The 12503-nt window shown below is 36.4% G+C and carries 9 protein-coding genes; all 9 read left to right on the top strand.

The window, feature by feature from the left end; genetic code table 11:
• The first annotated feature begins 23 nt into the window (after positions 1 to 23).
• The 9 genes from CEF18_RS00750 (at position 24) to CEF18_RS00790 (ending at position 12392) form a co-directional block, all read left to right on the top strand.
• Positions 24 to 1151, top strand: a complete 1128-nt coding sequence (locus CEF18_RS00750; protein WP_110934704.1) for a rhamnogalacturonan acetylesterase — start codon at positions 24 to 26, stop codon at positions 1149 to 1151.
• A 19-nt stretch (positions 1152 to 1170) separates the two neighbouring features.
• Positions 1171 to 3189: a beta-galactosidase gene (locus tag CEF18_RS00755; RefSeq protein ID WP_110934705.1), complete on the top strand. Its 2019-nt coding sequence runs from the start codon at positions 1171 to 1173 to the stop codon at positions 3187 to 3189.
• A gap of 308 nt (positions 3190 to 3497) precedes the next feature.
• Positions 3498 to 4883 (top strand): ABC transporter substrate-binding protein, encoded by a 1386-nt coding sequence (locus CEF18_RS00760; protein ID WP_223292201.1) that lies wholly within the window; start codon positions 3498 to 3500, stop codon positions 4881 to 4883.
• A 289-nt stretch (positions 4884 to 5172) separates the two neighbouring features.
• Positions 5173 to 6069 carry a carbohydrate ABC transporter permease gene (locus tag CEF18_RS00765; protein ID WP_110937545.1) on the top strand — a complete coding sequence of 299 codons (897 nt, stop codon included), beginning with the start codon at positions 5173 to 5175 and terminating at the stop codon, positions 6067 to 6069.
• Between the two features lie 2 nt (positions 6070 to 6071).
• Complete coding sequence (locus CEF18_RS00770) at positions 6072 to 6917, top strand: carbohydrate ABC transporter permease (protein ID WP_110934706.1); 846 nt, start codon at positions 6072 to 6074, stop codon at positions 6915 to 6917.
• Between the two features lie 20 nt (positions 6918 to 6937).
• On the top strand, positions 6938 to 7963 hold the full coding sequence (locus CEF18_RS00775) for a glycoside hydrolase family 88/105 protein (RefSeq protein ID WP_110934707.1): 1026 nt from the start codon (positions 6938 to 6940) through the stop codon (positions 7961 to 7963).
• 204 nt (positions 7964 to 8167) lie between these two features.
• Positions 8168 to 8833, top strand: coding sequence for a YesL family protein (locus CEF18_RS00780; protein ID WP_110934708.1), 666 nt, complete (start codon positions 8168 to 8170; stop codon positions 8831 to 8833).
• A gap of 163 nt (positions 8834 to 8996) precedes the next feature.
• A complete protein-coding gene (locus CEF18_RS00785; RefSeq protein WP_110934709.1) occupies positions 8997 to 10724 on the top strand; it encodes a cache domain-containing sensor histidine kinase in 1728 nt (575 codons plus the stop codon).
• A gap of 30 nt (positions 10725 to 10754) precedes the next feature.
• Complete coding sequence (locus CEF18_RS00790) at positions 10755 to 12392, top strand: response regulator transcription factor (protein ID WP_110934710.1); 1638 nt, start codon at positions 10755 to 10757, stop codon at positions 12390 to 12392.
• Positions 12393 to 12503: the final 111 nt, after the last annotated feature.

Below are 12503 nucleotides of genomic sequence, written 5' to 3' on the forward strand. Positions count from 1 at the left end.
TTAACGAATGGAGCTGAAACGAGTTGAACGATTATTTTCATCAGATTTTTAAACTAAATTGTGATAATAAGCACGTCGATTCTTTAGTAGATGTTACTTCTATAGATTTTAAGAAGGGATGGATCGAAAGAAAACCCCCTAAAAACGATGATGAAACGGAGCCGTCCTTTCCTGGGGAATACGCATCAAAGCCTCAATCTTCTTTCTGCATGAAAGTGCCTAACGGTAACTACCTTGTCACAATGACATTTTCTTCCGATTCATGTGATTCTATGACGACAGTTAAAGCAAATAATGGTCACATAGTATTGAAAGATGTTCATGTAAAAAAGCGGGGAACCAGAAAATTAAGTTTTACTTCCCGTGTGGATGACTACCTGCTAAAACTAGCTTTATTACCAGAAATTAAAGGAGACCTGTCAGTTGAAGTAGAATTGGTTTCTTCTATGCCGACGATATTTTTGGCAGGAGATTCAACGATGACAGATGATTCTTCTTCTATGTATCCTTTTACAGGCTGGGGACAAATGTTTTCTTTATTTTTATCCAATCAAATTGCTGTAGCAAATCACGCAAAATCAGGAAGAAGCTCAAGAAGTTTTATTGAGGAAGGACGCTTAGACAAGATTTGGAAAGACACAAAGCGTGGAGACATCTTAATGATACAATTTAGTCATAATGATGAGAAGCCGGATGAGAGAGGTACGGATCCGAAAACCACTTTTCCTGCTTATTTAATGGAATATATCGTAGGAGCAAGGGAAAGGGGTGTCACTCCCGTTTTAATTACGCCTATGCATAGGCGTTTCTTCGATGAAGGTGGCAAAGTAAAGGATACTCATGGACCCTATATCAAAGCAATTGAAAAATTAAGTATAGAGGAAAGTGTACCTCTTATTCCACTTGATCGAAAAAGCAAAGAGCTTTATGAGAAATTAGGTGTGGAAGGATCGAAAAAATTGTTTATGTGGCTTCAAGAAAATGAATACCCGAATTTTGCAGAAGCTCTAGAGGATAATACGCATTTCAACGTAGAAGGCGCAGTGGAATTAGCTTGTCTCGTTGCTGAAAGTATACAGGAAGAAAATATTCAGTCGTTAATAAAATACTTGAAACTAAAGGAATTTCAAACAGAAGAACCACCATTATAATTTGAAGGGGTGATCTATTATGGTTAAAGAAATTCAAGAAGTACTTCCCTTTATGTCTTACGGTGGAGATTATAATCCAGAACAATGGTCCGAAGATGTATGGCTTGAGGATGCCCGTCAGATGAAAAATGCTGGAGTAAATTTAGTGTCGGTAGGCATTTTCAGCTGGGCAGTGTTGGAACGACAAGAAGACGAGTTTGATTTTGGGTGGCTTGACAAGGTCATGGATATCCTTCATCAACATGGGGTGGGAGTTTGCCTCGCCACAGCGACTGCATCAACTCCGGCTTGGTTTACGAAAAAGTATCCCGATTCTGTGGCGGTAGATAAAAAAGGTGTTCCATACTCCTTTGGGTCTAGACAACATTATTCTCCGAGTAGTCCATCTTACCGAAAGGGAATCAGCAAATTGGTGAGAAAGCTGGCAGAAAGGTATCAGAATCATCCAGCATTAAAAATGTGGCATGTGAATAATGAATATGGTTGTCATCTTTCTGAATGCTACAGTGAGCATTCCTTACGTGCCTTTCACGATTGGCTGAAAGAAAAATATACGAACATTGAAGGTTTAAATGAAGGTTGGGGAACCAATTTTTGGAGCCAACGTTATAATAATTGGGAAGAAATTGACTTCCCAGCCAATCAAGTTACCTTTTATAATCCAGGACAGATGCTTGATTATAAGCGATTTATGAATGATAAAATCTTTGAACTGTATAAAATTGAGAAAGCTATATTGAGAGCGATCACTCCAGATATACCTATTTTCACGAATTTTATGTATCAGTTTAAACCTTTGAATTACTTTGAATGGGCGAAAGAAATGGACCTCGTAACTTGGGATTCTTATCCGGATCCTAGGGAAGGAATACCTGTTTCTCATGCTTTTCATCATGATTTAATGAGAAGCTTGAAAAAAGGACAACCTTTCTTTTTAATGGAACAAGTATCTAGCCACGTAAACTGGAGAGATATTAATCTCACAAAAAAATCTGGTGTGATGCGACTGTGGAGTTATTCTACGATTGCTAGAGGTGGAGATGGCATTATGTTTTTCCAATGGCGCCAAGGTCGCGCTGGAGCGGAAAAGTTTCATGGCGCAATGATTCCTCATTCTAATAGAGAAGATAGCAGAGTTTATAAGGAAGTTAGTCAGCTAGGAAACGAACTAAAAAAATTGGATTCTTTAGTAGGAACGAAGATAGATGCTAAAGTTGCGATTGTTTTTGACTGGGAAAATTGGTGGGCAGTTGAGTTAGAAGGCAAACCTCATAATGACCTTGATTATTTAAGTCGCGTAGAAACATACTATAAGGCTCTATATGCTTTGAACATTGCCGTTGACTTTGTGCAGCCAAAAGATGATCTTTCTTCATATGAAATAGTCATTGCACCAATGCTGTACATCATTGATGAAGCCGAAGTTGCGAATTTCGAAACGTTTGTGAAAGATGGTGGAACGTTAGTTGTATCGTTCTTCAGCGGCATTGCTGATAAGAATGACCGGATTCATCTTGGCGGATATCCTGCCCTTTTAAGAAATCTTCTTGGTCTGTACGTCGATGAATTTGTTCCTTATGAACATGGAAAAGAGCAACTGTTTCGATCAAATATTGATACTTACTCCTGCTCGATGTGGACAGACATGATACGACTGAAAGGTGCGGAGGCAATAGCTAGTTATGATTCTGACTGGATAAAAGATACACCAGCAGTGACGGAGCATACTTATGGAGATGGTAAAGCCTATTATGTTGGAACAGAGCCAGAGTCAAGATGGGTGAAAGAATTTGTAAGTCAATTAGCAGCCAATAAAGCAGTTGTTCCTCCTCTAACTGTGCCAGTTAATGTAGAAGTGACCAAAAGATCCGGTAACTCTGGGGAACACCTTATTTTCATCAATCATAATGAAAATGATAGTGAGATTAAACTGGGAGAAGGAAACTCCTATACTAATTTAGTAACCAATGAGGTTATATCTCAGAATTTCAGTTTAAAAGGAAATGATGTTGCAGTTCTTCTTCTTTCTACTAATTAAGAAGGATAGTTCGTAAACTTTTTTGTTTTTATAATAGTACTCGAATTTGCTCGGAGAGAAATTGAGTACTATTGAGAAAAAATAACAACTTCCTTATCGAATTATACCTGCAATGAATAATCTTAGGAGTAGAATAATGTCTTATTGAGCTAGTGAAATAATTACATTTTAATAGATTCATTGTTTTTTTATAGAAGGTTTGTTGTTTTTCAATATTTATTTAACTTTTATTGTCTACAAACGCTTACAAAAACAAACTATAATATGAATGTAAGCACTTACAAAAACTAAAAGGGGGAAATACTAGTATGAAGATGAACAAATTAAAAGCAGTGGTAATGATGTTTTTACTCGTAGGATTGGTCACGATAATGGTAGCCTGTGGCGGAAACGAAGATTCTAATGCAAATGTAAATAATGGCGCAGACAACAGTGCTGATCCAGAAACAAATGAAGCAAATAACGGTGATAGTGGAGAAAATAATTCAGCAGCAGGTGACGAAGAAGATGTTACGATTCGCGTAGCATGGTGGGGTGGGCAAGAACGCCATGATATGACAATTCAAGCAATTGAATTATTCGAAGCTGAGTATCCGAATATTACCGTAGAACCAGAATACACAAGCTGGGATGGTTATTGGGAAAGATTAAGTACGCAAGCAGCCGGAAATAACTTACCGGATATCATAAACATGGACAACTCAAAATTGATGGAATACAGCAGTAGAGATCTACTCGTAGACCTTCAACCATTAATTGATGATGGACATATTAACATGGATGATGTAGAAGATGTCTATCAAGATATTAATGTCGCTGAAGATGGCACTGTTATGGGAATTTCATTAGGGGCAAATGCTCTTGGAATTGCAGAAAACAAAGATCTACTCGCAGAGCATGATATTAATTTAGAGCCTGGATACACTTACGACGACATGATTGATGCAATGCATAAAATCCAAGACAATACAGATGAAGAATTCTTTGGCTTTGACTTTGGTAATTCGGAATTCGAAATGTTTTTCGTATATGCCCGTCAGCACGGACAATCAGTTTTTAATCCTGAAGGTGATGGACTAGGGTTTGAAGAAGGAACTTTAGTAGAATTCTTTGACATGGTACAGACAATGGTTAATGAAGAGGCGGCAGCTTCACATGATATTATGATGGATTACATTGATGGTGGAAATTCTATGCTTGGAGAAGGAAAAGCAGCAATGAATATGACTGCAAGTAACCAAATCATTGGAATTCAGCAATCTTCCGATATGGAAATTGGTTTAAATGTCATGCCATCGATAGAAGGCGGGGAAGATGGTAACTGGATCCGTCCGAGTATGTCATTCTCGATCTCTTCTCATTCAGAACAACACGAAGCATCAGCAAAATTCATCGATTTCTTTACGAACAATTTAGAAGTAAACGAAATTTTACAAGCTGACCGTGGAGTACCAGTTTCTTCTGTTGTAAGAGAGCATTTGGCAGGAATTGTAGACGGTGCCACTGCAGAAACGTTTGCATATCTTGAGCTTGTTGAAGATTACACAAGTCCTGCAGATCCACTTTCACCAGCTGGAGAGTCAGAAGTACGCGGTTCTTTCCAACGAGTAGTGGAAACATTGAAATATGATCAAGCGACACCAGAAGAAGCGACGCAACAATTTATGCAAGAAGCACAAGCGATTTTACAATAGGTTGATACTGGTTAGTAGGGGCTGTCTTCTAAATGTATAAGCCGCCTAGTTTATGAATCATTGCTATTGAACCTCATCGTTGCGTCGTAAGTCAAGTTCTCACATAGGGAAACCTATTACAAGGGATGATGACTTACGGCGCATCGGTATTTTCAGAGCTGATTTACACACTAAGTGCAAATATTGATTGGATGCTCTACTAGTAAATAGGAGGAAAAATATCATGGCAAAAGCAGATAATGAGGTGAGGATCAACCAAGCACCACCTCCAGATCGTGAAATATTAAGGATGGAGAAGAAAAAAGCTCTTAAAGAAAGCTTAACTGGTTATGCAATTATTTCTCCGTGGCTTTTAGGTTTTTTTGTTCTAGTTTTAGGACCAATCTTAGCATCCTTTTATTTATCTTTTACGGATTATGATCTTCTTTCAAGTCCAACTTGGATAGGATTTGATAACTACGTTCAGATTTTAACGAATGATCCTAGATTCAAAACTTCAATTATTGCAACACTAGTATTTGTGTTTGTTTCCACACCGCTTAAATTGTTATTTGCCTTAGCTTTGGCAGTGTTATTTAATACCGGAAGAAAAGGAACAGGATTTTTTACAACCATTTACTATATTCCTTCTATTATTGGAGGAAGTGTGGCGATTGCGGTTGTCTGGAGACAATTGTTTGGCCGAAATGGTGCTGTGAACGATATATTGGATTCTTTAGGAATTGCAGGATTAAACTGGATTGGAAACCCGGACACTGCGTTGTCGGTTTTAATTATTTTGGTTATTTGGCAGTTTGGTTCACCGATGATTATCTTCTTAGCGGGACTTCGTCAAATACCAACAGAATTGTATGAAGCAGCAAGTGTTGATGGAGCGGGACGTATTCAAACATTTTTAAAAATCACGCTCCCAATGCTTACACCAGTTATCTTCTTTAACTTGATTATGCAAACTATCGGGGGATTCATGTTATTTACACAAGCGTATTTAATTACGCAAGGTGGACCAATGGATTCTACGTTATTTTATGCTCTATACCTATACGAAATGGCTTTTGAATATTTACGAATGGGTTATGCATCTGCAATGGCATGGATTTTATTAGTGCTTATTGCAATTATTACGATAATTATTTTCAAAACATCTAGTAGATGGGTATTCTATGAATCTGAAGGAGGGCGTTAATCATGAAAAAAAAGAATGGAACGCTCTCAGACATAATTTACTATATATTTGTTATCGGTTTCGGCTTTGTTATGATATACCCAATCCTGTGGATGATCGGCAGCTCATTAAAGCCTGAAACAGAAATATTTGGTAATGCAGCTTCGTTAATTCCAGGAGAGTGGCTGTGGGGGAACTATGCGCAAGGTTGGGAAGGTTTTGGAGGGATCGGATTTGATGTATATTTCCGAAACTCTATGATCGTAACCACACTGGTAGTAATAGGTACCGTTTGTTCGGCTAGTATCGTAGCTTATGGGTTTGCGAGAATTAATTTTAAATTCAAAGCAATTCTGTTCGGATGTTTGATGGCGACAGTTATGCTTCCAGTTCAAATTACACTCATTCCGCAATATATTTTGTTTCATAATGTTGGATGGGTAAATACATTCTATCCTTTAATTGTCCCGGCGTTTCTCGGGGGCCAGCCGTTCTTTATCTTTCTTTTGATACAGTTTATTAGAGGGATACCTCGTGAACTGGATGAAGCGGCGATTATTGATGGATGCAGTAAATTCGGTGTATTTTTAAGAATTATCCTCCCGTTACTGAAACCGGCTTTAGTTACAGTGATAATCTTTGCATTTATGTGGACATGGGATGATTTTCTTGCACCTTTAATTTACTTAAATAGTGCAAGTTTGCATACGGTAACTATTGGATTACGTAATTTCATGGATGCTGATGCCGGAACGAACTGGGGACCTTTATTAGCAATGTCATCCCTTTCGTTATTCCCTCAATTTGTACTGTTTGCTTTCTTTCAGAAATATTTAGTACAAGGGATTGCGACCACTGGTATAAAATAAGACGATAGGAGGAGATATATTTGCCTGCTCTAAAATTTGATGAACAGCAAATAAAAGATGTCATTGATAAGGTAGTCGAAAGAACGTTTAATATGGATTTTCCATGGGATTGGCCAGGAGGTGTTGCTTTCTACGGTGTAACAGAGGCGTATGAAGTAACAGGGGAAGAAAAGTATATGAACTATATCAAAGAGTGGATTGATGAAGAACTAGAAGATGGTCTCCCACCTCTAACAGTTAATGCCTCTTCTATTGGGCACATCTTACTTTCGCTTTATAAATATACAGAAGAAGAAAGATATTTAGAGATTGCTACCCAGATGGCAGATTACTTATTGAATGAGGCAGAGCGTTTTGATGGAGATGTATTACAGCATACGGTAAATGGAGAAAAATACAATTTTCCGGAACAAGCCTGGGTAGATACAATGTTTATGGCCGGCTATTTCCTTTTACGAATTGGGAAATTGTTGAATAGGGAAGATTTCTTTGAGTTTGGCTTGAAGCAGTATCACGGTCATGAAAAGTTCCTTCAAGATGATTCAACAGAGCTTTATTATCATGGATGGGATAACATTGCTGGTAATCATATGTCGAGTGTATTCTGGGCTCGTGGAAACAGTTGGGCAGCGATCACTATGGCAAGAGCATTGGAATTAGTGGAAGTGCAACATCCTTCGTATATGATTATTGATGGATCCTTACGTGACCAACAGAGTGCTCTCGTTCGATTACAATTAGATTCTGGTTTGTGGTCCACGGTCCTAACCGATCCTGCTTCGTATGAAGAATTATCCGGTTCGTGTGGCATTGCAGCTTCTTTATTAGTTCGAGGAAAGCTTTACAACAAACATATTCAAAAATCAATTTCGGGTATATTAAGTTATATTCGGGAAGATGGTTCGGTAATGAATGCTTCGGCGGGTACAGCAGTCATGAACAATGAGCAAGGCTATAAAGAGGTGCCGGCAAAACGTGTACAAGGATGGGGACAAGGACTAGCTTTAGTCTTTCTTGCTTCATTATTAAAACGAAGAAATATTTAATATATGAATGTCGAAAAAACCTAAAGGAACTTCCTTTAGGTTTTTTTCGACAGGTCAAACGAAACCCAACTTAGTTTAAATACTCAAATTGTTGTTTTTCAAAAGTCATTTAACATTTTTAAGCTATATATATAAGACATAATTAGGTAAGATGGTATGTAAGCACTTACATTGAATAAAGTGCCTAAGGAGGGACAGATCACTATGCACAAATTTTCGACTGGATTTTATGAAGTATTCGAAAAGTTAATGAATTTAGCAATTTGGAATACCATATGGGTATTGCATACTTTGCTTGGTTTAGGAATATTTGGATGGGCACCAGCAACACTAGCATTGTTTTCGGTGTTACGTAAAAGCAAATTAGAGGAAAATGAGTTTCCAAAAATGAAAACATTTTTCAAAATCTATAAATCTGAGTTTATTCGGGCAAATATCATCGGTTTCTTTATCTTATTCGGGGGATTATCTATCTTTTTCTCTTTTTACACACTATTAGATATGGATATGTGGTTACAAGTCTCGTTTGGAGCACTTTTATTTGTCGTTTTTATTTTGTATATTATTGTAAGTTTATATATTTTTCCGGTAGCAGCACACTATCAAACGTCTTTAAAAGAGCACGTTCGCTATTCATTAATGATTGGATTGGCATATTTACCGCAGTCATTTTTGCTAGCGTTTCTAGTTGTTTTAATAGGCTTTATCTATCAAGCGTTTCCGGGATTGATTTTATTTTATTTAGTTAGTTTTCCAGCTACTTTAATGGTATCAATTGCCTTACATGTCTTTCAAAAAATTGAAGAATCGAATCGGAAAGCAGATGTTATGGAAGGCAAAAGTCACTCCTTGGCTAATTTACAACAATAAAACATGTAATTAAGTCACTTTGTAAACGATATCTTTGTTAAAATGAAAAATGGACTACCATTATGAATGTAATAAATGAGGTGCTCCTTATATTACTCGTCGATTAAATATTAACACCTACACCGATCGTCTCTAGGTGCTAATCGAGGATGTGGAGGTAACGATGAATGTTTTTAAAAAATATCGGATTAACAGTATTTTTTTCGGGAGCTTTTTTTTATTTACTCTATTGATCTTAATTATTATTATATTATTTAGTTACAGATACTCGGCTAATCAAATTGTAGAAACAACAACAGAGCATCAGAAAAATAATTTATACCGACTTAGTGAAGAATTAGGAAGTAATCTTAAAACATTTCAAGACTATTCAGTTATTTTATCCAGACAGCAAATGTTTCGTGAAGTTATAAGTGGTCGGCAATCGAGTGATACAACTTCACTAACGAATGATTTTTCTAATGTTATCTATAGTGTTCCTGCTATTCATTCTGTAGAAATTTATATGAACTCACCACCAGTGGATAATGTTCAATATCCTGTCCGTTATTTTGAACTTGACGAAGTTTATGAAGCAGAATGGTATAAAGATTTAGAGAATATTTCTTATTCTTGGTTAGGAACGAGAGACGTTGAAACGATGGCGGGACAACATTCGGTTATAAGTTTGGGGCGAAAAATAAATTCCTCTCGTGGAGAACTGCAATCGATGATTGTGATTAATTTAGATCCAGTTACTGTAGAAAGCTGGTTGAGAAAATATCATGAAGATTCACATATGGTTCTATTAGATGAAAAGGGTTCAATTGTCTCTTCTACTGGCAATAATGACATTGGTGATGAACAATACCAGGAACTCATTGATTTCTCTCATACAGAAGAAACCTTTTTTGATTCCCCTTCGCAGGATCAAGTGCAAATCGACAATGATATCATAGTGACTACGTCAATTCCAGCTGTTAATTGGACAGTAATGGAAGTGACACCTTATGAAGATATCATTCAGGGAAGCAAGGAAATGGCTAGAACCTTAATCGTTATTGGTTTTTTAGCAACAATAATTGTATTATTTGGGACCATGTTTTTAACGAAAAAATTTACTGATCCAATTCTCGAGTTAACGAAGGTAATGAAATCCTATCAATTAACGAAATCTCGAGTGAGCCTTCCGAGCGGATATAAAAATGAATTTGGCGAATTATTTAATGGTTTTGATGAATTAACCAATAGAGTGGAAGAATTATACGCTTCTTTAGATGAACAGCATCAACATCAAAGAAAGGCAGAAATAAAGGCACTGCAAGCAAATATAAATCCTCACTTTTTATACAATACGTTAGATCAAATAAATTGGGTCGCTATTGAAAAAGGGAATATTGATATTAGTCGAATGATTGAATTACTTGGCAATATGTTACGTATAGGTCTTTCTAAAGGAGAAAGCATTATATCAGTAGGTGATGAGCTGAAGTATTTGGAATATTATATGAAGCTTCAAGAAATCCAATTAGAAGATCGATTCAGCTACTCAATCGATAGTCCGAGAGAAGTGCTGGATTATTTTATTCCTAAGCTTACTTTACAGCCATTTGTGGAAAATGCGATTATTCATGGTTTTCGTGATCGTAGAGAAGGAGTAGTAAAATTAGCAATAACAGAAGAAGACTTTCAAATAAAGATTGAAATTTCTGATAACGGAATCGGCTTCCCGACAAATATAAACTTGCAGAAGGAAAACGACCTCGGAGGATATGGTATTAAAAATGTGATGGAACGTCTTCATATATATTATGGGGAAAAGGCAACAATGAGTATAGATAGTAATGATAAAGGAACATCTATTTTCATTCTAATTCCAAAAGTTAATGATAAAAAATTATTATCAGGTTAAAAAGTCTACTTTCATGAGGAGGTTAACTACATGTGGAAAGTAACGATTATTGATGATGATGACAAAGTTCTACGGGGAATGAAGAATATTATACCTTGGGATGAGCTATCCTGTGAATGGGCAGGAGAAGCAAGAAATGGGCAAGAAGGTTATGAATTAATTAAACGAGAAAAACCAGATCTAATTATTACAGATATATATATGCCAGTTTTAAATGGATTGGAAATGATTAAAAAACTAAGAAACGAAGGAATTGATAGTAGAGTTATTATTTTGAGCGGTTACAATGAGTTTGAATACGCACGTCAAGCGATGAGATTAAATATTGATGACTATTTATCCAAACCAGCATCCCCTGATACGATCAAAGAAGTGCTGGAGAAAAGTGTAGCGAAATTGGAAAGGGAAATTAGTGAAGAAATAGAAATGTGTGACCTCAGAGAAAAGGTGAGTTTGTATGAACCTCTAGTGGAAAAAGAATGGATAAAAGCGATTGTAACTGGTGCGAGTACCAATTTTACAAATTTACCGCTAACTGTCGATAAGATCACAAAAAAATGGTCGAAGCAAAAACATGTAGTTATGACATTAACCTATGACCGGTCATTGGAGGAATCTTCCTTTTATCGTTCAGACTGGTACCTTTTCAGATTTACTACTAACAACGTTATCAAAGAAGCAGTACATGCCTTTTTTGACGACATCCATTACATTGAACTTCATAGTCACCAAACAGCTATTTGCATTCATTTGAATAAAGAGAACAATGATGATTTAAAACAATCACTTGAAAAACTTCAAAAAATTTTAGTAGAGAAATTTCAGGAATATTTTCAAGTACATGTGTTAATCAGTACTGGCAGTATAAAAGATGATTGGGGTAATATGGCGGATTCGATGAGAGAAGCTTTCGCAAAAATATCTGATAATAGACAGATGAATGACCCTTCATCAATGTTAGGACAAAACCCGGAAGTAGCATTAGTTGATAAAGATCATAAAACACTGTGGTCTGATTCTATGGAAGCGAATCAACAGATGTCTGAATCTATTCGTTATGCTGACGAAAAAGGTGCGATGGCAGTCATTGATAGGATTTATGAACAAAACAAACATGAATCGTTTTCTCGGGGAGAGGGGATAAGGCTTGGTATTGAAATGTGGACAATTATGACTTATTCTCTCTACGATATTGGGATAAAAATCGATGAGATGTACTCTGAAGAATTTGATTTTCATGCAGAATTATTAAAGACCAATACCTGGATTGAGTTTAAGGACTATATGGATGGAGTTGTACGACACATTTGTGAACACCAGCAGTGGGATGAAAATCTTAAACATCGTCAGTTGGTAGAGCAAATGCTAGATTATATACAAAAAAATGTAGGTGAAAATATTACACTTCAAGATATAGCCGATGACTTGTTTATTTCCAGAAATTATCTAGGACAAATTTTCAAGAAGATCGTGGGGGAATCATTTAAAAACTATCTGACTCGTGTACGAATGGAAAAAGCTAAAAAAATGATTCAAGAGGGAAGTTACTTAATCTACGAGATATCCGAAAAAGTAGGTTTTATTAATCCTGCATACTTTACCACAACGTTCAAAAAGTACACCGGATATACGCCAACAGAATTAATTAATAGAAGAACCATATCTTAAAGGAAAGAAGAGATTTTACTAGAATGAAAATGGATAGCTAGATGTTCATTTCAATTTCTTGCGGTCCATGATATAATCGAACTATAACGAACGCAAACGAACATATAAGGA

Source organism: Salipaludibacillus neizhouensis (assembly GCF_002886185.1).
Taxonomy (GTDB): Bacteria; Bacillota; Bacilli; order Bacillales; family Salisediminibacteriaceae; genus Salipaludibacillus; species Salipaludibacillus neizhouensis.

Coding starts and splice junctions, on each gene's coding strand:
- CEF18_RS00755 (WP_110934705.1), top strand. CDS start 1,171: ATGGTTAAAGAAATTCAAGAAGTACTTCCCTTTATGTCTTACGGTGGA.
- CEF18_RS00760 (WP_223292201.1), top strand. CDS start 3,498: ATGAAGATGAACAAATTAAAAGCAGTGGTAATGATGTTTTTACTCGTA.
- CEF18_RS00765 (WP_110937545.1), top strand. CDS start 5,173: ATGGAGAAGAAAAAAGCTCTTAAAGAAAGCTTAACTGGTTATGCAATT.
- CEF18_RS00770 (WP_110934706.1), top strand. CDS start 6,072: ATGAAAAAAAAGAATGGAACGCTCTCAGACATAATTTACTATATATTT.
- CEF18_RS00780 (WP_110934708.1), top strand. CDS start 8,168: ATGCACAAATTTTCGACTGGATTTTATGAAGTATTCGAAAAGTTAATG.
- CEF18_RS00785 (WP_110934709.1), top strand. CDS start 8,997: ATGAATGTTTTTAAAAAATATCGGATTAACAGTATTTTTTTCGGGAGC.
- CEF18_RS00790 (WP_110934710.1), top strand. CDS start 10,755: ATGTGGAAAGTAACGATTATTGATGATGATGACAAAGTTCTACGGGGA.